Source organism: Ruegeria sp. N7, assembly GCF_056531345.1.
The window spans coordinates 99,188-120,131 of sequence record NZ_JBQFLR010000011.1 but is presented as its reverse complement, the minus strand read 5'-3'; the positions used below and the strand labels follow the sequence as shown (position 1 = coordinate 120,131).

At 53.8% G+C, this 20,944-nt stretch carries 20 protein-coding genes and 1 tRNA gene; 10 read left to right on the top strand and 11 right to left on the bottom strand.

Translation table 11 applies throughout. The features are described 5' to 3' along the window. The first annotated feature begins 440 nt into the window (after positions 1 to 440). Together ACR0ES_RS13600 and ACR0ES_RS13595 are read left to right on the top strand one after the other, a co-directional pair. Positions 441 to 842 (top strand): hypothetical protein, encoded by a 402-nt coding sequence (locus ACR0ES_RS13600; protein WP_480871000.1) that lies wholly within the window; start codon positions 441 to 443, stop codon positions 840 to 842. Between the two features lie 228 nt (positions 843 to 1,070). Next, positions 1,071 to 1,313, top strand: a complete 243-nt coding sequence (locus ACR0ES_RS13595) for a hypothetical protein (protein WP_480870998.1) — start codon at positions 1,071 to 1,073, stop codon at positions 1,311 to 1,313. A gap of 580 nt (positions 1,314 to 1,893) precedes the next feature. On the opposite strand, the gene ACR0ES_RS13590 is transcribed toward ACR0ES_RS13595, so the two are convergent. The 5 genes from ACR0ES_RS13590 to ACR0ES_RS13570 all read right to left on the bottom strand — a co-directional run bounded on the left by ACR0ES_RS13590 (position 1,894) and on the right by ACR0ES_RS13570 (position 9,436). Further along, positions 1,894 to 2,667 (bottom strand): DUF3800 domain-containing protein, encoded by a 774-nt coding sequence (locus tag ACR0ES_RS13590; RefSeq protein WP_480870996.1) that lies wholly within the window; start codon positions 2,665 to 2,667, stop codon positions 1,894 to 1,896. A gap of 134 nt (positions 2,668 to 2,801) precedes the next feature. Continuing rightward, positions 2,802 to 4,277, bottom strand: a complete 1,476-nt coding sequence (locus ACR0ES_RS13585) for a hypothetical protein (protein ID WP_480870994.1) — start codon at positions 4,275 to 4,277, stop codon at positions 2,802 to 2,804. After that, positions 4,265 to 8,638, bottom strand: coding sequence for a P-loop domain-containing protein (locus ACR0ES_RS13580; RefSeq protein WP_480870992.1), 4,374 nt, complete (start codon positions 8,636 to 8,638; stop codon positions 4,265 to 4,267). Before ACR0ES_RS13580 ends, ACR0ES_RS13585 begins: the two co-directional genes overlap by 13 nt. Positions 8,639 to 8,890: 252 nt before the next feature. After that, positions 8,891 to 8,966, bottom strand: a tRNA-Ala gene (locus ACR0ES_RS13575). A 143-nt stretch (positions 8,967 to 9,109) separates the two neighbouring features. After that, positions 9,110 to 9,436, bottom strand: coding sequence for a TIGR02300 family protein (locus ACR0ES_RS13570; RefSeq protein ID WP_267366159.1), 327 nt, complete (start codon positions 9,434 to 9,436; stop codon positions 9,110 to 9,112). 100 nt (positions 9,437 to 9,536) lie between these two features. Here ACR0ES_RS13570 and ACR0ES_RS13565 point away from each other — a divergent pair, with 100 nt between their 5' ends. The 3 genes from ACR0ES_RS13565 to ACR0ES_RS13555 all read left to right on the top strand — a co-directional run bounded on the left by ACR0ES_RS13565 (position 9,537) and on the right by ACR0ES_RS13555 (position 12,154). Next, positions 9,537 to 10,232 (top strand): M48 family metallopeptidase, encoded by a 696-nt coding sequence (locus ACR0ES_RS13565; protein ID WP_480483820.1) that lies wholly within the window; start codon positions 9,537 to 9,539, stop codon positions 10,230 to 10,232. A 30-nt stretch (positions 10,233 to 10,262) separates the two neighbouring features. Further along, the gene (locus ACR0ES_RS13560) at positions 10,263 to 10,910 is read left to right on the top strand and encodes a GntR family transcriptional regulator (RefSeq protein WP_480473964.1); all 648 of its coding nucleotides are present in this window, start codon (positions 10,263 to 10,265) and stop codon (positions 10,908 to 10,910) included. 113 nt (positions 10,911 to 11,023) lie between these two features. Then, on the top strand, positions 11,024 to 12,154 hold the full coding sequence (locus tag ACR0ES_RS13555) for a lytic murein transglycosylase (protein ID WP_480774196.1): 1,131 nt from the start codon (positions 11,024 to 11,026) through the stop codon (positions 12,152 to 12,154). Between the two features lie 3 nt (positions 12,155 to 12,157). Here ACR0ES_RS13555 and ACR0ES_RS13550 read toward each other — a convergent pair whose 3' ends face one another. Together ACR0ES_RS13550 and ACR0ES_RS13545 are read right to left on the bottom strand one after the other, a co-directional pair. Continuing rightward, positions 12,158 to 13,120, bottom strand: coding sequence for an acetyl-CoA carboxylase carboxyltransferase subunit alpha (locus tag ACR0ES_RS13550; protein ID WP_480870990.1), 963 nt, complete (start codon positions 13,118 to 13,120; stop codon positions 12,158 to 12,160). 185 nt (positions 13,121 to 13,305) lie between these two features. After that, a complete protein-coding gene (locus tag ACR0ES_RS13545; protein ID WP_267366163.1) occupies positions 13,306 to 13,902 on the bottom strand; it encodes a LysE family translocator in 597 nt (198 codons plus the stop codon). A 73-nt stretch (positions 13,903 to 13,975) separates the two neighbouring features. Here ACR0ES_RS13545 and ACR0ES_RS13540 point away from each other — a divergent pair, with 73 nt between their 5' ends. Further along, positions 13,976 to 14,428 carry an Lrp/AsnC family transcriptional regulator gene (locus ACR0ES_RS13540; RefSeq protein ID WP_480774195.1) on the top strand — a complete coding sequence of 151 codons (453 nt, stop codon included), beginning with the start codon at positions 13,976 to 13,978 and terminating at the stop codon, positions 14,426 to 14,428. A gap of 119 nt (positions 14,429 to 14,547) precedes the next feature. Then, the gene (locus ACR0ES_RS13535; RefSeq protein WP_480487229.1) at positions 14,548 to 15,126 is read left to right on the top strand and encodes a PA14 domain-containing protein; all 579 of its coding nucleotides are present in this window, start codon (positions 14,548 to 14,550) and stop codon (positions 15,124 to 15,126) included. 51 nt (positions 15,127 to 15,177) lie between these two features. Here the strand turns inward: ACR0ES_RS13535 and ACR0ES_RS13530 are convergent, their stop codons facing one another. After that, the gene (locus ACR0ES_RS13530) at positions 15,178 to 16,140 is read right to left on the bottom strand and encodes an L-malyl-CoA/beta-methylmalyl-CoA lyase (RefSeq protein ID WP_480870989.1); all 963 of its coding nucleotides are present in this window, start codon (positions 16,138 to 16,140) and stop codon (positions 15,178 to 15,180) included. 294 nt (positions 16,141 to 16,434) lie between these two features. On the opposite strand from ACR0ES_RS13530, the gene dgcN reads away from it, so the two are divergent. The 3 genes from dgcN to ACR0ES_RS13515 all read left to right on the top strand — a co-directional run bounded on the left by dgcN (position 16,435) and on the right by ACR0ES_RS13515 (position 19,347). After that, positions 16,435 to 17,436: an N-acetyltransferase DgcN gene (gene dgcN, locus ACR0ES_RS13525; protein WP_480870987.1), complete on the top strand. Its 1,002-nt coding sequence runs from the start codon at positions 16,435 to 16,437 to the stop codon at positions 17,434 to 17,436. Positions 17,437 to 17,510: 74 nt separating this feature from the next. Beyond that, positions 17,511 to 18,476: an N-acetyl-D-Glu racemase DgcA gene (gene dgcA / locus ACR0ES_RS13520; protein ID WP_480870985.1), complete on the top strand. Its 966-nt coding sequence runs from the start codon at positions 17,511 to 17,513 to the stop codon at positions 18,474 to 18,476. Positions 18,477 to 18,486: 10 nt separating this feature from the next. After that, on the top strand, positions 18,487 to 19,347 hold the full coding sequence (locus ACR0ES_RS13515; protein ID WP_480774191.1) for a D-amino-acid transaminase: 861 nt from the start codon (positions 18,487 to 18,489) through the stop codon (positions 19,345 to 19,347). Between the two features lie 40 nt (positions 19,348 to 19,387). Here ACR0ES_RS13515 and ACR0ES_RS13510 read toward each other — a convergent pair whose 3' ends face one another. From ACR0ES_RS13510 to ACR0ES_RS13500, 3 genes are all read right to left on the bottom strand, one after another. After that, positions 19,388 to 19,702: a DUF1244 domain-containing protein gene (locus ACR0ES_RS13510; protein WP_480546169.1), complete on the bottom strand. Its 315-nt coding sequence runs from the start codon at positions 19,700 to 19,702 to the stop codon at positions 19,388 to 19,390. A gap of 88 nt (positions 19,703 to 19,790) precedes the next feature. After that, complete coding sequence (locus tag ACR0ES_RS13505) at positions 19,791 to 20,030, bottom strand: DUF6868 family protein (protein ID WP_480554763.1); 240 nt, start codon at positions 20,028 to 20,030, stop codon at positions 19,791 to 19,793. Positions 20,031 to 20,116: 86 nt separating this feature from the next. Further along, positions 20,117 to 20,854, bottom strand: a complete 738-nt coding sequence (locus ACR0ES_RS13500; RefSeq protein ID WP_480870984.1) for an N-formylglutamate amidohydrolase — start codon at positions 20,852 to 20,854, stop codon at positions 20,117 to 20,119. Positions 20,855 to 20,944 lie beyond the last annotated feature (90 nt).

The window sequence follows — 20,944 nt, the reverse complement described above, 5'->3', positions numbered from 1 at the left end:
AAATTCGTCCGTCCGTTTCAGTCCCATAGTTCGTCTCCTTTGCTGCAATAAATGCTATCAAAGGAGCGGCAGCAAACCGCGACACGTCCAATGCGATCGACGGAGACCCTGGCAGACAACTGTCACCGTGGACTTAGAAATTCCGAGGCTATCCGCGACGTCGGCCAAGGAACTGCCAACAGATCGAAGCCTGTATTTCAACAGTTCGTGGGCCTGCCGATCAACGCTCATACGTCCTCGTCAAATTAGTTACATTGTGGTTTTTTGAGGAGTAACTGGTCGCGATTCTTTACGTCAACGAACAAAAAAGGCTTTAGGAAATTGTTTTCGTTTTACCCCCCGCTTTGGCTTTTGGAATGTTGTTTCCAGTAGGTGTCTCGTATGTTCTTCATCACGGGCGGGCTCTTGCACTTGGAGTCAGAACGGTTGACGGGATTGTTGTGCGTTTCGTTAAATCCGACGAGATTCAGGCTGCATACCAGAGCGAGCCGAACCTTCGGGCTTTTGCTCAGCGATACCTCTTGAGCTTCAAGACGGCAAAAAAGGTCCTAGAAGCTAATGGTGTGGGTTTCTTGGGAGAGCTGGAGATGGAATTTTTGGGCGATAAAAGCCTGAATTCACTTTCGATGAAGCACGGTCCGAAACCCGAGACGTTGTCAAAATGGCTTTCTGAAGTTGGAGTGCCGATAAAACGAGGCAACCATCGGCGTGGGGTTGATATTGAGCGGTTAGAGCAAGTGTTGCGGGAAACATCATCCGTAAATCGAGCGGCAAGCGATGCTGGAATCAACTGGAAGACTGCGGCTGATCGTCTAAGAATAAAACAAAAAAATGAAATGTGATCTTGAGTTTATTGACCGCAACAAAGCGCGCAACCTATTAATTTTGCTTGTTAAAATGACTTTTGACATGGCTGCAAATCGAACGTATTTGAGTGCTGTTTACTGCAAATGATGTCGAAACCTTTGGCCAGCTAAGGATTATTGATTCAAAATACAGGTGCTGCGCGGCTTTTTTCGTAGAGCTGCGCTCTGACTTTTGGGAAAGTTCGACCCTGAGAGGCTTGAAGCATGCCAAAAACAGCAACGGCTGAAGTTAAAGACATTGTGAGGAAACTGGCGGAATTGAGCGACACTGGCCGTCGAGACGAGTCGCTTCGCCAGGAACTGCTTGATCGCTTGTACGCACTCGAAAAAGGCGACACCCTGTTGGAACGACTAAAGTACATTATGCAGCGTGCGGACGAGATCGGTGAAGTTGATCCTAATTTCGACATCAAGGCTTATCTGGACGATATGTGGGGTGACAAGTAGGAAAGCAGGTCAGTATCACAACGCTGCGGAGTCTCCAAAGTTCCTCTTGTTTTTGACAAGGATTTGCCTCTCGTTTTTTACGTCCCTCTTAAACGGGAAAAAACCCGCTACCAAAAGGTAACGGGTTGTCTAGCGACGATGAGGGAAGATGACGGTGACATCCGCGAACCTCAATGCCTTTCAATGCGAACTTATCTGTGGGAACCATTGGCTGTCAAATAGTAGGCAAAAAGGGCTCGCGCCGTGATTCCGAATAGGCTTGTCAGCCACCCAGAGTCGTTCCCTCGGGCGTAATCCACTCAACCAGAGATCGCTTCACATAACACCCCTTCAGCGATGTTCGCGGTTCGTTACACACGAAGGATTCAATTCTGGGTGGTGTCGCAAGATACGCCCATATGGTGCCTGAGAAGATCATTGTGCCGACTGTCTGAGAGAGCCGCTGGTTGCACAGCGCTCGAAACCAATCTCTGCCAACAAGAATTTGCGAAGGTGCTGGCCTTCGAAAACGATAGCAAAAAATATCAATAGCATACGAACACTGGGACAATGCGGTCATCGCTTTTGAGCCAGCATTACTCTAATGAATGCAGCCGAGATAGACTTCACCAAAGCGCTCCATCGCAGCGGTCGCGATCTGCGTGTCGACACTATCGTCAACAAACAGCCCCCATGGAAAAACATCGGGCGTTGCGAGTTCGAAGTCATCTTTGGGACTCAACTTGTTCCGACAGAGGAATGCGTAGCGTATGTCCGCCCACATCTCGAACCCGAGTTCAATCTCCATGTTGTGATATAGATTGTCGCCGGGGCTGTTCACCAATACCTTCTTTGTGACTTGACCCAGAGCATCTAAGAGCATTGTTCCACAGGTGTGAGCGACTAAATCTGCAAGCTGAATCCCTGGGATTTTCTGAGAGTCTTGTTCAAAGAAGAAGCTGCAGCTTTCGAGGCCTTGCATATTTTTGATTAAAGCCTCAGCCGAGTCTGCTGAGGAAAACAGCCCTTCATCAAAGTATACTTGATGATCGCAATTTCTTAGTTTGGGGTGGGTTATTGCCATCTGAAGGAGTCGCAATGCGGCCGGTCCTAGGTTTTTGTCACCGTTCACGACGCAAATAGCCACTTTGCAGTTCCTGCGAATGTAATTTTTGAGAACAGACCGAAGGCTCCGAAGTCGGTCGTCGCCTTTCATCCTGGCAGACGACTTGAATTCAAAAGTGGAGGGGTCGTACCCGAACTCGTCAAATATAGTATGAAGCTCTTCAGTGGGATCAGCCTCACATATTGCAAACGCAGCTAGGGAAAAGTCGAACCGGTGGTGCTTGCTGTCGTCCAAATAAAAAAATGCCATATTAAATTTAGTGTTTTAGAAATATACAATAGAGAAAAAAAATTGCGGACACCTTTGTGGATCTTGCCATCAAATGCGCATTAGATGAACGGGCAAGGTCAAAACTGGCTGTCACTATAGTATTTGACGATTGTTTATATGTCATCGTCAAACACAAACGCATGGTGTTGCTTTAGTTTGTAATCGTCAAGGCCGCCATCACGATCCCAAATTTTGGCGTTCAACAACCAGCCGAGTTTCAGGCCATCGGGTCGATTTTCTAGTATTGTCTCCAAAACATCAGAAGAAGCCCTAACAGAGACACCGTTTCGAGTGTTTCCACCGCCTTGTGCATAGTGCGGGGTCCACGTGTCATGCCAGACAGATGTTGCCGACACCAAGGCGTCGTCAACCAACAATTCGAGCGAGCCATTCCGAACTCGCAAACGCTTTGAGCCAGGCAGGCAGTAGCTCGCCAAAGTAGGAATTCCAGTACTGAAATAGTGACCCATCCAGTGTCCATGGGGAACGGGAAGAAGACCGTTGCATATCGGCACTGCACGACCTGAACGACCACTTAAGTACGATCTGTCAAGTGGCCTCTCCGGCCATTCGACCTCGACTGTCAACTCTTTTCGTGCGTCACAATACCTGTCGGGTTCGAATAGGCTGCCTAAACCTCCAATGTCAAAATCATCTGTTGCGAGAAAGGCGCTGAATTCCACGTGTCCGTGGCGAACACGGTCAATCCCGTAAGGGCTGGTAAATGAAAGAACCCGATTTTGAGCTTTCCGTTGTGTGCCCACAAACTTTCCTATTTTGCCCTCTAGATTTGAAAGATCAGCTAGGCAAGTATCGGGGAAGCTTCCGAGCCAATTTGGCCTCGTTGTGGGGTCGAGGTCAAATAAGCCCGAAATTGCAGGAATATGTTCTAGGAGCTCATCTAGCGCTCGCTCTTGAGGCATCCCCCAACTACTTACGGCTAAAGAAAATGTACGGATGTGCGCAGAGCGAAAAACTTCCGTCTGACCCTGCTGATACTGTCCGACGATCCCTGCTCGTCGTTCCAAAGTATCATCAAAGTAGTCTGGATATCTCGTAAAACGGATCCCAGTTCTTTCGCACAAATTCTGCCACTCAAATGCCCATTGCCGAACAAAGGGTATGCCCGTGTGCTGTTCAAGCTCCTGTAAGTTATGCCAGAAAATTGGTGGTAAGTGTGCGGTTTTGTGTTCTTCGAAATATGAACTTGGAGTAAAATCGTTGGGCACCTGCCCTGAGTGCGCCCCTAACCATTGGCCAATTCCTTTTCCCCAGCCATACATCCGCTCAAGTAAGAAATCAGCCAAGATTGATGGGTACTTTATGTGCTTTATTAGCACGGCCCTTTCAGGGCGAGATTGTCTGTCCGTTAGAAGGAACAAGTTCAAGATTGAGCAAACTTCTGACTCTGTTCTACAGGTACCTAGGGCTTTAAAGAGAGAACTTGTCATCTCGTCTCGAGTAGCTTCATCTTCTAACAAATCCCGGATTTCGCGCCCTGCTCTCCATCTGACCATAGGTACAGGCCAATTTAGTCGCTGCGTTAGAAACGAAAATGTTTCTAATGCCTGTGAGGCTAATTCAGCCATGTTAGCTCCGGTATTGGCTGATCCTGTGTCTGGAGTACCAGATCATCAATCAGGCTTTCTACTATAGAGATTGCGGCTTCAGTTTGTCTTACGAAAATTAGAAACCGAACAAGTCGCTTCGTACCCACTGAAAAGCTGGTTCCTGCATTGGCGTAGCGGGGATTTGGGGTCGAACTATCACGGACAAATTTAAACCAATCATTGGGGTATGTTTCTGCAGCACTACGTAGCCGATGCTCAACTTCTTCGCTGGAGGTCCAGTAACTTGCCCACCCGTGGCGATAAATATGGGCAACTACCAGCCACTTATATGCCGCTTTCTTGCCCTCGGAAGTCAAGCTCACTTGAAATGCCTCATCCAGAACTTCATCCGCGACCGACGAAAAATTGGGATCCTCTAGAGCTTCCCAAATTGACTTCAGCGCTATGCGAGCTTTCTTTTCAGATTGCCAATGGCGGAGCCAACGAACCAAGTGGTCTTTTCGATGCTGGAAAGGAAACTCATGACCTGAAATTGATGATACAAGGCCGGTGAAGTCTGTTGCCTTGAACTTACAAGGGTCTTGTTCAAGTTTGGTTTTTTCGCGATCGTTCAGTGGTGAATCCGGTGTGTTATAGCCGCGTTCTCTCTGCAGAGGGCGACCGCCAAGGAACTCAACCTGTTTTTCGAGAAGGCGTTTGGCTGTAGGTTCGCAATCGATCCGCTTTTCTAAAGCACTTAGTTGATACGGGTCAATAAGTGTACCGCATAGAGCCGCTGCTCCTGAATCTTTCAGACTCATGACATTTACGAACTGTTTTAGGCATTCGTCAGCGAGATACCACTCATCGACTGAGAGGTGATAGGCATGCAAAGACTGAAGCCAGTAAGGGCATGTTTTTGCTATTACCGAAATCATCTCGCTTCGCGCATGTCGAGTTTCGTCACCGTCCGTAAACTCTGTGATTTGTGAGACGATCGGAGCTACTTTCTTGATCCAAAGACGTGCCTTTGTTTCATCAGCCTCATGAACGTATTTGATGCAATCCAGAATGTCGAAGATGCTCATGTCTTTTCGATAACCATACGCTAACAAACAAGATGCTGCCCTCCTTAGGAGTGCAAGCGGATCACCAACTTGGTTTAGGTAAGAGAAAAGTGCTAAGTTGGTCCAAGTGTCAGCACGTTCGTGGAATTCGGTGACGGTATCCGAAAGCTCGTCGGTTAGATCCAAAAGCAAAGTTTTGGCCGCAGCTGCATCAATACTTGGATCAATTACTCCAGCGTTTTTTTCCAGCCAAATGTCATCGTTCCAATGTACTGATGCACGAGCAATTTCGAACTCACTTTGCGTGATGTGGGAAGCAGTCTTGTTTGTCAGGCCAAAGAGGTGCGTATCAAAGGCAATTCGCCAAAGGGCTTTACGAAACCCGAGATAATGAGCATACCTAGTTTCGCTCTGCCCAGAAAAACGCACCTCAGGTACTTCTGCCGAGGAAATAAACGCAGAAGAAAACTCCCACGGCAGGTTGCCCGCAATTAGGTCTGAAGCCAACTTCTCTATGCAGTCTAGGGCATCATCGATGAACCCTAAGTTCCCGCGCCTATGAGGCGGGTAGACAAGACTAATGGCAGTCCCAACTTGTAAGCCAAAGTTAAGTGCCACAAAAAAAGACTGATGAAAAAAATCCGCTAAATCGTCATTTTCTGAAGCATTTATACGCTCACGCATCAAATCCACAGGTATCGAAGTAACGTCAACTTCTTGCTCTAAATCGATGCCGTTTTTTAAGAACCAAAAGCCTATATCAGCCGACGTTCCACTATGATGCAAACCCATGAACTCCCTCGGCTCAGCACCCAAAAAAAGTGCCGATCGAAGAATTTTGCGATCTATTGCGATCCTAAGCTTTCGGCGCCTTCCCTTTTTGAAAGAACCAGCAACCTCAACTAGTGCTTCAAGATCATGGAGTTTACTTAGCTCATTGACGTAGTATCGAAGTAGTGCTCCTGGTTTCTTAAAGCTTTTCAAGAAACTAAGAACATTTGGTGCCTCGGATTTTCCGAATAGAGCCGCAACTTCTAGGTAACGATGCGTCAGCGTAATGAAGTCATCACCTGTTCGGTGACGTAGTTCTATCCAAGTGTTGATTCTCCTCGCAAGTTCGATGCGACAGGCCTCCCGCACGTCGACTTGGATCGAATTTGGGCCATATCGTGCTAGGGCCACAATTTCGTCTGAAGACAGAAGTGGTAGATCGTCAAGTAGATTTAGTGCCTGCTGATGGTTCTCTGAAATTGCGAGTGCTGAGCTAAGAAACTTCCCGAAATCTAGTGACTGATATTTACGAGCATTGAGAACCCTGGTCTTTATTGAGCGAAGTCGAATTGTCGCAGATAGGTCACCTGCTTCAAAAGTATATCGTTCGGCCACCGAAAAAATATTCGCTATCTGTCGCTCTGGCCAACCTTTAGCCAAAGAACCTGCAGCCCACTTAGCATCGGCTCCATGAACTAGATCAGACGGATCACCATTTTCGGCTTGCGTCAACCAAAGCCAACCCCATCGCCAATACTCGGGAGCATCATCTTTAAGCCAATCAACAATCTTGGGCAAAAGTAGTCGATACTGTTCTTTGTGGTCATTGCGGCTTCTAAGCCAAGCAAAAATGCTCTCATGAAATGGTTTCATCCCGGAGTTGTGGGGCTCTAGTAGAAACTCAATTTCATGAAAATCTCCCATGCACTTTCGGACGCCATTTGCCGGCCAATGGAAGCCGGAGCCCGCCAGCATATGTAGAATTTGTTTTGCAGGCGGGGATATTCTGAGCCAGAGGCTGCTATAGTAGTTTCGAATGTCGCCATCAGGACAAGGCGGCAAGGCTCTAACGTCTGCCTCATCAATTTTCTTTCCGGAGCGAATTAGCCCCTCGAATGCGTATATAAGGTGTAGGGGGTGGCCACCGCTAATCTCAAAGAATGCCCTCGCAATCTTATCAAGTTCTTCTGCCTTCCGATCTTCCCACTTCAACGAGATATGCCGTGCATCATTCTGGCTTCTCAACCAGTTCCCAACTGCTGCCTCGTTCATCTTGGGCATTTCGACCCAGTCATCATCGGTTGCGTTTACGAGGAGTTTCTGAGGTAATTGATCGTCAGGTACTCTCTGCGTCCCCACAACAAGGGTTAGATGTTCTGGAATCGGGAAAATGACGTTGAACAGGTGGTCTAATTGATCGATGCGACTTGAATCTCGGTATACATGGTCGAGACCATCGACGATCAGGTAGAGACGCTTACCCTCTCTTCCCAAACTTCTTGCAACTTGACAGAGACCATCACGAAGCTTTTCAGGGTCGTCTTCAAGGCCAGATGTGTGATGCGGAAAGCTGCTGACGAGTTGATTGATGAGAGAGGCTGCAATATCAACGAACGATGCCCGGTTAGAGCTGTTTTCTTCTGAAGACAAAAAATAGTGGTGGCGTACTACGATTTCACCTTCGGCTTGGAGCCTTTGGACCAGGTGAGAGAGGAAAGTACTTTTGCCACGCCCCGGCGTCCCCCATAAGATGGTTAGTGGTGTGGCTTCACATTTTAATCGAGAATCAATTTCTCTATCTATCCCTTCATCAGGCACCGCGTACCCGGGTGGTACTATAAAATCTTGACGAATGGGCTTGGGGCGCTTCTTAGAGATCAGACGAACAATGTGGTCTCGTTGAATACGACCGTCAGGAAAAGGTTCGTTCTTTAAGACTGCCCAGCGGGTCACGTTATCTTTTAGAAGTAACCAGCCTGCCTGGTCAGTATCCGATGGTACCAATTGATCTCTCAACTGGACTTCAAAGTGTTCAAAGTCCGGCATGGCTGCAGAAAACTCAAAGCTGGAAAAGAAATCAGAAGCGTTGTTTGCTCCACCGCATTCTGTTTCAACAAGCTTTTTCGTTTGTTCGTCTAGCTTGTCCAATTGGATCTTGTTGTTTTCCATACAAGCTGCAAAGGAATCGCTAGGAATTCGATTTGTTTTCAGTTGAGCTTTATGTATCGGTCCATAGGTCTTCGCATTGCGAAAGGACCTAGCCCACTTTTCGAGCATGCTAGTCCCGCTTGCCTTCTTACTCAGCAACCAGTCCCAGTCCAAAAAATATTCTTCAGAGTTTACGGTAAACTTGACTTGAACATATTCAACAGAGCCATCTTTTCTTAGCGCCACAACATCATCGAGCGCTTTTGCGTTCTGTTGATTAGCTTCAACTTCAACCCATTCGTACAGTTCTGGATCTCGGTAATGCCGGATAAGCATTTCAATGCCTACGAGATCTTGATACTCGTATCCAGCTCTAGTGATTGCTGTAGGTTTTATTCTTTTATTTGCAACCACTTTCGAAACCCTGTCTCGTCAGACCTGACATAGGTCAGCTACAAACTGTAGTTGAATGCTATTGATATTATTGCAAGCTAAAATCACTCTCGGAATGCCCGCGTTTGCTTAGGCTTGTCACCGAGGTTTTTGGTGAGTGTATGGGGTCTTTCCATCCGCTTCGCCGATCCTAAGGGAGGGCCGTCCCGAACCCAAAGGAAGTTTCTGTTGCCAAAAAGGAAGAGCTTTGGGTGGCGGATCATTGTTAGGTTTTGGTGGAGCCTAGGGGAGTCGAACCCCTGACCTCTTGCATGCCATGCAAGCGCTCTCCCAACTGAGCTAAGGCCCCATCATTATACCATCGGTACGGTGGACGGACGTTTAGGAGACAGCGGCAGCGAGTGCAAGTCCAAAGTTTGAATCGGGCGCGAATTTTCACCCGGGCTGCTCCTCAGGTGAAAAAGGCGACCCTGGGGATCGCCTTTTACTTGGTCAGTTGTCGTCGTCTGATGACATGTCGGTGATGTCGTCCAGAGAAACATCATCATTGTCGTCATCATCATCGTCCAGCAGATCGTCATCCAAATCCACGTCGACGTTGTCATCATCGTCCAGAACCAGATCGTCATCCGCCGTGTTTTCACGTGCTTTGACCGAAGCTGCGTCTTCTGCATCCGCCGAGATCATACGGCTTTTGGATGTTTCAAGCTCCACGATCTCGCCAGTGTAGGGGCTGATGATCGGGTCCTTGTTCAGGTCGTAAAACCGCTTACCGGTTGTCGGGCAAACACGCTTTACGCCCCATTCTTCCTTGGGCATGTCAAATCCCCTTGATATCAGGTGAGTCGTCTAAATGATTCAGCTCACCTGCCACAGGCAGAGGGCACTGTCAAAGTCTTTGCGCAAGAGAGGTCGCGATATGGGAGAGCACGCATTGCCAGGGACACCGCCGGTGCCACTGAGATTGCGCAAATCGGCTCGGGCGCGGCGTATCAGCCTGCGAATCTCCCAGCTGGATGGGCGCGTCACGTTGACTTACCCGAATGGCGTGCCGGAATCTGAGGCCTTGAGTTTTGCGCGCACCAAAGAAGGGTGGATCCGGCAGCATCTTCAGGGTCGGCCCGATATGACCACCGTGCAGTTTGGGCAAGTGATCCCGATCGAAGGGAAAGCGCGCCGAATCGTTCCTGCAACCGGGCGGCGGGTTCTGCTGAATGCAGATGAGGTTGCCGTGCCCACAGGAGCCGAGGCCCGCAGGTTGGGCCGGTTCCTGAAGGAACTGGCGCGGGACCGGTTGACCGGAGCCTGTGATGATTATGCAGCCATGCTGGGGCGTTCGTACACGACACTCAGCCTGCGTGACACGCGGTCGCGTTGGGGGTCGTGCAGCTCGCATGGCGGATTGATGTTTTCGTGGCGCCTTATTCTGGCGCCTCCTGATGTGTTGCACTATGTTGCGGCGCATGAGGTGGCACATCTTGCCGAGATGAACCACTCACCTGCCTTCTGGGCGCAGGTCGAAAAGATATTTGGCCCGTATAAGCCGCCCCGCCGCTGGTTGCGCGACAACGGGGCCGAGTTGCATCGCTACAGATTTGATACCGAGCCGAGTTGACGTGGCGCCTTTTTGTGATCACATGAGCATATGTTGACCGCGCGCCCTTCCGAAACCCAGACCGCAACACATGACCGGGTGTACCGGGCACTGCGATCCCGGATCATGCATGGTGAGATGGCACCGGGGCAGGCCCTGACCCTGCGGGGCATCGGCAAGGAGTTCGGCGTCTCAATGACCCCGGCGCGAGAGGCGGTGCGCCGCCTGGCCGCAGAAGGGGCATTGTTCCTGTCTACATCGGGCCGGGTATCGACCCCGGAGCTGACGAATGACCGGATTGAGGAACTGGCTGCCTTGCGCGCCTTGCTTGAGGTCGAACTGGCAAGCCGGGCCTTGCCCAGGGCACACATGGCCCTGATCGATAGGTTGCAGAGCATCAACATGACAGTTGCCGAGATGGTGACCAAACGGGATGCGGTTGGCTATATCCGTTCGAACCTGGAATTTCACAGAACCCTGTATCTGCGCGCTCAGGCTCCTGCGATGCTGGCCATTGCCGAAACCGTCTGGCTGCAGCTTGGGCCGACGATGCGGGCGCTTTACGGACGTCTCAGGCGCGCAGAGCCGCCACATTACCACAAGCTGATCATCGCCGCGCTCAAGGCCGGGGACGAGCCGGGATTGCGGCTGGCAGTGCGCTCGGATGTGACACAAGGGCTGCGTTTGCTGGTCAGCTGAGCGGCTTCCTGCCGACATCGTCAAAGCGCCCGTCCAAGGTGTCACTGTTCTGGCCTGTGCAACCCGGCTGGGTTACTCTTGCGGCAAATCACAAACAAGAGCAGACCCAAACCATGATCACTCGCCGGACCTTTTCCATTTGCCTCGGATCAACGCTTTTGGCCGCCTGCACGGGTGGTGCCGCTCCGTCCGGCACGCCTGCAACCCGGATGCGGGCTGTTCCCAATGCCGGGTGGGATGCCTGGGTTGCCGGTTTCAAGGGCAGGGCAGTGTCGCAGGGAATATCTCGGACAACCGTTGACCGCGCCTTTCAGGGGGCTGGGTATTTGCCCGACGTAATCGAACGCGACCGAAATCAGGTCGAATTCAAGCGCAGCCTCGAAGATTACCTAGCCATCGCGGCGTCGGACGAGCGGATCAGCACCGGCCAGCAGATGCTGCGGCAACATAACGGCACCCTGTCGCGGATCGAGACGCAATATGGCGTTGATAAGGAAATCGTCGTGGCCGTCTGGGGGCTGGAAAGCCGCTATGGCGCGCGCCGCGGTGATGTGCCCGTTGTATCGGCGTTGTCGACGCTGGCTTATGATGGCCGGCGCGGGCAGTTCTTTGAAAGCCAGCTGATCGCGGCGATGAAGATCCTCCAGAACGGCGATACCACGCCTGCCAACATGACCGGCAGTTGGGCCGGGGCGATGGGGCACACGCAGTTCATTCCGACCTCGTATCTTGCCTATGCCGTGGATTTCACCGGCGACGGGCGGCGCGACATCTGGTCAGATGATCCGACAGATGCGCTGGCCTCGACGGCGGCTTATCTGGCGCGTGCAGGTTGGGTGCGGGGCCAACCGTGGGGCGGAGAGGCGGGGCGTGTATCCGGTGCTCCGGTAGCCGTGTTGCAGCCGCAAACACCCGGCCCCCGCATCGCTGTGTTTCGCAATTTCCAGGTGATCAAACGCTACAACAACTCGGACAGCTACGCGATTGGTGTCGGTCATCTGGCCGACAGGATCGCGGGCGGGGCGCCGTTTCAGGCCTCGTTTGGGCCGGACGCAAGTGGGCTGACACTGGACGACCGCAAGGAATTGCAGCGCCGCCTGACATCTGCGGGGTATGACACGCAGGGCGCAGATGGCGTGATCGGAAACAACACCACCACAGCCATCAGCGCTTATCAAAGCGCCAATGGTCTGCCGGTGACAGGTGAGCCTTCGGTTGCGTTGTTGCGCAGGTTGGGTGGCTGACCGTTACGCCGCCAGCCCTTTAGACCCGATATCAAGGAACTTCTGACGGCGTTCTTTTATCAGGGCCGCCCCGTCCTTGCCGTCCAATTCCGCCAACATGGCGGTGATGGCCGCGCGCACCGACTCAACCGTAGACGGGCGATCGCGATGTGCGCCACCCTTGGGTTCCGGGATGATCCGGTCACACACACCCAGTTTGTGCAAATCCTGAGCGGTCAAACGCAGCGCTTCGGCCGCTTCACGCATCTTTTCGGCATCTTTCCACAGGATCGATGCACAGCCTTCCGGCGAGATCACCGAATAGACCGAATGCTCCAGCATCGCCACACGGTTAGCGGTCGCAAACGCCACAGCGCCGCCCGAGCCGCCTTCGCCGATGATGACCGAAACCAGCGGCACGCCGATTTTCAGGCACATCTCGGTCGACCGGGCAATCGCCTCGGATTGACCGCGTTCCTCGGCCCCTTTGCCGGGATAGGCACCGGCGGTGTCGATCAGGGTAATGACAGGCAGGCCAAAACGCCCCGCCATCTCCATCAGGCGCACGGCCTTGCGATAGCCCTCGGGGCGGGCCATCCCGAAATTGCGTTCGATCCGCGACTTGGTATCGCTGCCCTTTTCGTGGCCGATCACCATCACCGGCTGATCGTTAAAGCGCGCAAGACCACCGATAACGGCCAGATCGTCGGCAAAGTTCCGGTCACCAGCCAGCGGTGTGAACTCGGTGAACAATGCGTCCACGTAATCCTTGCAATGCGGGCGTTCCGGGTGACGCGCCACCTGGCACTTCCGCCAGGGTGTCAGGTCGCGATAGAGTTCATCCAGCAGCTTGGAGGCTTTGGCATCCAGCGCGGCGGCTTCTTCGGCCACATCCATTTCTTCGTTGGCACGGGCCAGCGCGCGCAGCTCTTCAGCTTTGCCTTCGATCTCGGCCAGCGGTTTTTCGAAATCCAGATACTGGGTCATGACGCCTCATCTGCGTGAATTTTCCTAGCTATATGCCGCTGGCTGGCCTCAGATGCAACTAGATGACACGGAAGCGGCATCTTTCATGTCAAAAGCCGTTGATCAGATTAAGAGATTCGTTTGCTTGCCAGCACATTCCCGACATGCCCAGCAAAACAATCACTGAAATCGACCATTGAGGAAACTCACCCCGGCCAAAGCACGGGATAGAGCGAAACCACAAGCAGCACAGCCATTGTCCAGTTGAATACGACCAATCGGCGCGGGTTCGTCAGCATCCGGGCCATCTGCTGTCCCAGAACGGTCCATGTGCTGACGGACGGTAAGTTGACGGCTCCGAAGACAAACGCAACGATGGCAATCGCATACATCGTCCGATCTGGTGTATAGGCCGTGGTGGCGGTCAGGGCCATGGCCCAGGCTTTTGGGTTTACCCATTGAAACGCTGCGGCTTGCAGAAATGTCATGGGCACGCCGGTGGCTTCGGCGCTGTTTGCCGGCGCGGCATGCGCGATCTTCCAGGCCAGATAGAGCAGATAGATCACCGACAGGACTTTCAACACCGTATAGCTGACGGGATACCGGTCAAAGACCTGCACCAGACCGGCCCCGACAAGCAGCACCATGAAGGTAAAGCCAAGCCCAATGCCCAACATATGCGGGATCGAGCGTCGGAAGCCGAAATTCGCCCCCGAAGCCATCAGCATCAGGTTGTTCGGCCCCGGTGTGATCGAGGTTACGAAGGCAAAGGCGATCAGGGCCATCAGGATGTCATAAGTCATGGGGCGAAGTATTGTCCGCGCTGCGGCAAATGAAATTGCTTTTTTGTGCGTGTTTCCTGTAATTGTGCAATCAATGATGAAGAATGACCGGATAAACCGCCAGATATTGCAAGAGCTATCTCGCGACGGACGGATCAGCAATCTGGATCTGGCCGAGCGTGTGGGCCTTTCCCCTTCTGCTTGTCTGCGCCGCGTGCAAGAGCTTGAAAAGACCGGGGTGATCACGGGGTATCGCGCAGTTCTGGACCCGGCGGCGATGGGTATCGGCTTTGTCGCCTACATCGGTGTAGGGCTGGGCGAGCATACGAAGGCCGCGCAGGAGGGGTTTGAACGCGCGCTCCAACAAGCGCCGGAAGTTGTTGAGTGCCACAACATCACGGGAACAATCGAATACTTGCTGCGGGTCGAATGTGCAGACCTGCCGTCTTACAAGACCTTCCATACCGAGGTGTTGGGAACGCTGCCGCATGTCACCTCGATCACATCCTATGTGGTTATGGGTTCGCCCAAGAATTTACGGGCGTGACGTCTTGAATTGTGAAGGCACACTCACTTGCAGGGCGAAAACTCACGGCCTAATGTCGTGGAAATGACGTTGCCAGTGGATATGCACAGCCATAACGGCACGCAAACAGGGAGATTACGATGAAACGCGTTCGAACAGTGGCGGCCGCAGTTGCCTTGTCAGTGGTTGCCGGGGCCGCCTTGTCTGCCCCGCTGAAACTGCAACCTGCCAACCCGCAGCCTTCTCCGAAGGCGGGGCTGAATGTGAAATACATTGGCACGGGCAATCAACACAAGAAGATCCGCGATCTGAGTCAGGCAAAAAGCATGCTGTCCAAAGCACAGCCTGGGCAACCGTTGCAGGGATTGGATTACAGGGACACCAATCAGGGTGACAATGTCATGACATTCGACGGAGCTTACAATGTTGCCGCCGAGATTACGGGATATATGCGGTTCGACTCGCCTGGGGTTTACGAGTTGGAAACCTGGTCGAATGACGGGATAGAAGCATTCGTCGGAGGCCAGAATATCGGCTATGTCACGGGTATTCAGGGCTGCGAGGCCAACCAGCGGACCGAAGTCGAAGTGCCCAAGGCCGGGTGGTACCCGCTCAAGATCATCTATTTCCAGAAGCTTGGAACATCCTGCCTGATGATGAAGTCGGGTAAAAAGGGCGAAAGGTTCACCTGGACGCCGAATGCTGTCTTTGGGCGGTGACGCCAGAAAACACCTGAAAAAGGCGCCAGGGCAGGCGCCTTTTTTTGGTTCTCAGCCGTTGGCCGCGATCAGTTCGGCCTGTGCCACGATTACCTCGGCCTGCTTGATCGACGCGATGTCGACCAGACGTCCTTTGTAAACTGTCGCACCTTCGCCATTGGCTTTGGCCTGTTCCATCGCGGTGAGAATTTCTCGGGCCTCTGACACGGCTTCTTCTGATGGGGTGAACACCTGATTGGCCAGCGCGATCTGCTTGGGGTGGATCGCCCATTTACCGACCATGCCCAGCGTGGCCGAGCGTTTGGCCTGCGCAATGTACCCCTCGTCATCGCTGAAATCACCGAAGGGCCCGTCGACTGGCAGCACGCCATGGGTGCGGCACGCGGCAACGATGGCGGCCTGTGCCCAATGCCATGGGTCGGACCAGTGTTTCGCACCCGCGTGCAGCATATAGTAATTTTCCTGCGTGCCACCGATGCCGGTTGTCTGCATCCCCATCGAGGCAGCAAAATCCGCAGCTCCCAGGCTCATAGCCTGCAAACGGGGCGAGGAGGCCGCGATTTCTTCGACATGGGCGATGCCAGCTGCGGATTCGATGATAACCTCGAAGCTGATCGGTTTGGCACGACCTTTGGCGCGTTCGATGGCGGTAACCAGTGCGTCCACCGCATAGACATCTGCCGCACAGCCGACCTTGGGAATCATGATCTGATCCAGACGGTCGCCCGCCTGTTCCAGTACATCGACAACGTCGCGATACCAGTACGGGGTGTCCAATCCGTTGATGCGAACGGACATGTATTTGTTGCCCCAGTCCACGGTGTTCAGCGCTTCGATGACATTGGCGCGGGCCGCATCCTTGTCCGAAGGCGCAACTGAGTCTTCAAGATCGAGGTTGATCACATCCGCAGCGGATGCTGCCATCTTCGGGAACAGTTTGGTGTTCGACCCCGGGCCAAACAGCTGACAGCGATTGGGACGCGCCGGTGCGGCAGGTTGGATGCGAAAGCTCATCAGGACCTCGTCTGAGTAATGAAATTGCGATTTTTCTGCTCAATGAGGTATTAAATTGCGCGACGTGGCGCAAGGGTGATTGTGCATCTGCGGCAATGCGGTCGCAGAAAGAAGCTTCAAACAACCCGAGTGGGGTGACTAAAGTTTAATCAATTTGAAAACTTCGAAGATTTTTGCGCAGATTGGTGACACTGTGCAAGAATCTCGCGCATGGGTCGCAGTTGACGGACTAGAACGCGAAGCGCTCGTGTTACCGCTTCTCTAGCCTGCGCCGGAATCAAAGGAGTGACCGCAATGATCGAGACACCGTACCTGCTGTTTCTGGGCGATGCGCCCGACCAATTGGCGGCCAAAGTGGCTGTTGGGATCAAGGACTGGCGTCCGGAAAACGCCGTGGGCCAGTATCGAATGGATGGCTGCAAGGCCGATCTGGGCTTGACTGACATGACCCTGACCGAAGCGAAAGAAGCCGGTGCCAAGACGTTGGTGATCGGCGTGGCAAACCGCGGCGGTGTGATCAGCAAGGCTTGGAAAGAAGTTCTGATAGAAGCGCTGGAAATGGGTTTTGATCTGGCGTCGGGCTTGCACAACCTGCTGCGCGATGAAGGCGATCTTGTTGCTGCGGCACAAACGCATGGCTGCACCTTGCATGACGTGCGTGTGCCGACTGTCGGATACCCGATCGCAAATGGCCGCAATCGCACTGGCAAGCGTTGCCTCGCAGTCGGAACCGATTGCTCGGCGGGCAAGATGTACACGGCGATGTCGATGGATGCTGAGATGCGCAAGCGCGGCATGAAATCCACATTCCGTGCCACGGGTCAGACCGGCATCCTGATCACCGGGCAGGGTGTTCCGCTGGACGCGGTCATTGCAGACTTCATGGCTGGCTCGGTCGAATATCTGACACCGGACAATGACGAGGATCACTGGGACCACATTGAAGGGCAGGGGTCGCTGTTCCATGTCTCTTACTCGGGCGTGACCATGGCGCTGATCCATGGCGGGCAGCCCGACGCACTGATCCTGTGCCACGAACCGACCCGGACCCATATGCGTGGTTTGCCCGAGTATTCCCTGCCGACACTGGCGCAATTGCGTGACACGGCCCTGCCGCTGGCGCGGATTGCAAATCCGGCCTGTCAGGTTGCGGGTGTGTCGGTCAACACGCAGAACCTGAGCGAAGATGATGCCAAGGCTTATCTGGCCAAGGTCGAGGAAGAGTTGGGTCTGCCCGCAACAGACCCGTTCCGCTTCGGTGCCGGTAAGCTGGTGGACGCGCTGGCCGCAATGTGATCTGAACAACGCGCCGGTGGCGGGGCTGTTCCGCCTCCGGCGTGAGTATTTAGAAAAGATGAAGGAGCGGGTGCGTGCAGATTGAGGTTTCTCGCGATGTGTTCCGGCTGGCGCAGGTCTTCACCATCTCGCGCGGGTCGCGAACCGAAGCAAAGGTGCTGACGGTTCGGGTTTCGGACGGAACTCATCAGGGCTGGGGCGAATGCGTTCCTTATGCGCGTTATGACGAAACGCTCGAGTCTGTTGAGGCTGAGATTGCCGGTCTGCCTGCGGATGTCACCCGCCAGTCGCTGATGGACCTGCTGCCCGCAGGCGCCGCGCGGAACGCCGTGGATTGCGCCTTGTGGGATCTGGAATGCAAACGTGTTGGCAAGCGCGCCTGGGACCTGGCAGGTCTGCCCAAGCCCGGCCCCGAGATCACCGCCTATACATTGTCGCTGGACACACCCGAGGCAATGCAGGCGCAGGCGGCCGCGAACGCGCATCGCCCACTTCTGAAGATCAAACTGGGCACGCCCGATGACATGCCCCGGCTTGAAGCTGTGCGCGCCGGTGCTCCGCAGTCCAAGATCATTGTGGATGCGAACGAAGGCTGGTCGGCCGAGGTTTACGCCGACCTCGCCCCGCATCTGGTGCGGCTGGGCGTGGCGTTGGTGGAACAGCCCTTGCCCGCGGGAGATGACGACGCATTGATCGGAATGAAGCGCCCGGTGCCAGTCTGCGCTGACGAATCCTGCCATGACCGCGCCAGCCTGCCCAAACTGAAGGGTAAATATGATGTCATCAACATCAAGCTCGACAAGACCGGGGGTTTGACCGAGGCGCTGGAGTTGCGCACGGCGGCAGTTGCCGAAGGCTATGACATAATGGTGGGATGCATGGTTGGCAGCTCGCTTGCCATGGCGCCTGCGACATTGCTGGCACAGGGCGCGATGGTAACGGACCTTGACGGCCCGCTTCTATTGGCCGAAGACCGCGACACCCCGCTGAATTTTGACGACGCCGGAGTGCACCCGCCTGCGGCCGCACTTTGGGGCTGAGGAGACGAACATGACACGTACCGTTTACGTAAATGGCGAATACCTGCCCGAGACTGAGGCCAAGGTTTCCATTTTTGACCGTGGCTTCCTGTTTGCGGACGCGGTTTACGAAGTCACCAGTGTGCTGGACGGCAAGCTGATCGAATTCGAAGGTCACTCAGTCCGTCTGAAGCGTTCGCTGGACGAGCTTGAGATGGCCGAGCCCTGCACCAAGGATGAACTGCTGGAGATCCACCGCAAGCTGATCGAGCTGAACGGCATCGAGGAAGGTCTGGTCTATTTGCAGGTCTCGCGCGGCAGCGATGGCGACCGGGATTTCGTGTTTCCGTCGGCAGATACCAAGCCCAGCCTCGTTCTGTTCACGCAGAACAAGCCCGGGCTGGCTGACAGCCCGGCGGCAAGGAAAGGTGCCAAGATCATCTCGATCGAAGACATCCGCTGGGGCCGCCGTGACATCAAAACGGTGCAATTGCTTTACCCGTCGATGGGCAAGATGATGGCCAAGAAAGCGGGGTGCGACGACGCATGGCTGGTCGAGGACGGCTTTGTGACCGAGGGCACCAGCAACAACGCCTATTTCGTCAAGAACGGCAAGATTGTTACCCGCCCTCTGTCCAACGATATCCTGCACGGTATTACCCGAAAGGCCGTGCTGCGGATGGCGGCTGAGGCGCAGATGGTGGTGGAAGAGCGTCTGTTCACCATCGACGAGGCCAAAGAGGCGGACGAGGCATTCACAACTTCGGCCAGTGCTTTTGTGATGCCGGTGGTCGAGATCGACGGTGTGGCGCTGGGCGACGGAACACCGGGTCCGATTGCCAAGCGTTTGCGCGAGATTTATCTGGACGAAAGCCGCAAGGCGGCGATCTGAAGAAAAAGGCCCGCTGCAGCGGCGGGCCTTTTCTCAGGCGTCAGCCTTTTTTGGTGACATTTTCTTCGAAGGCAACCTTGAAGGCGTCTTGTTTCTCGGGGCTGGCTTCGGTCTGGTAGTTGGTCTTCCACTCATCCATGGTCATGCCGTAAAAAACTTCGCGGGCTTCTTCCTTGCCCATCTCGATGCCTTTTTCATTGGCTGCTTCCTGATACCAGCGCGACAGGCAGTTTCGGCAGAATCCAGCAAGGTTCATCATGTCGATATTCTGCACATCGGTACGGTCTTCCATCAGGTGCTTTTGCAGCCGACGAAAGGCGGCAGCCTGAAGTTCGATTTCGGTTTGCTTGTCCATCTTGTGGCTCCGGAAGGCAGTGTGTGTTGCGTCTGACCTAACAATCCTGCCGTGTCGTTACAACAACGGCGCTTGTGGTCAGCGCTACCTACATCAGTTTCAAGGCCAGCCAGGGCACGATGCAAAAGATCAGTGTCAGGATCTTGTAGTTGGCAAGGTATCTGAAATAGGCACGTTTCACGTCGGCGCGATCCATCTGAAACATCCTGCCGTGAATGCCAGCGATCCAGTCCTGCAAAAGCAGAATCATGACGGTGGTGAACAGCAAAACCGCGATATTAAGCGTGGCCATCCAACCGAAAAACGTTGTCAGAAACTCATGTGTCATGACGATCCCCTTTCCCGCATTATATGGGGATCAGAGGCATTGCTCACAATGGCGTGAGGGGTGGAACGTCCCTGAAAACCTTGCGGTCAAAGGTCGCTGGCGTCCAGCGCTTCTTGCAGGAGTACCGCCAGCCGCTCGGCCCAATGCCGTTGTCCGGCATGATCGGCGATCAGATCATTGCGTAGCTCGATCAATGCATTGGGACGGCCAAAAGCGGTGCAGTGCTTGTCAATCGCATCACCCGGCAAAACGCCGGTATAGGGTTCATTAACACCAACGCACAGGTCATCTTCCTGTTGCAGCCGTTCGATCAAAGGACGCGAGAACCGCTCGTCCGGCGTGTGCAGCACACCAATGTGCCACGGACGCGGATCACGTCCGCGCAGCTGACGCGTGAAGGAATGCATCGAAACAATTACCGCATGTGGCAGTGCTGCCATCTCGGACAACGCTGTGTGGTAGGGGCGATAACACATGTTCAGGCGGTGTTCGCGCTCGGCGGCATCGGCATGGCGGTTGCCGGGAATGATCGACCCGTCATACAGTTTCATCAACAACGTGGGGTCATCTTCCCCTCGGTTCGGGTCAATTACGAGGCGCGAGAAATTGGCGGCAATCACTGGCGCGTTCAGAATCTCGCCCAGATGTTTTGATACCTCATACGCGCCGACATCATAGGCGATATGGCGCTCCATATCCTCGCGCGGCAGGCCAAGGTCTCCGTCATTGACCTCGGGGGGGACGATGTTGGTTGCGTGGTCGCATGTGATCAGCCATCGGGACGGGCGATCCGCGCCGTGAACAAAAAACGGGGTGTAAGTCATAAGCCTGTCATCTAGTTTGTCGCAGGTGTAGGGCAGTTGCTTTAAAAAGGGAATTGCGCAATAAGCGCCACAGCAGTGTTTGCGGTAACA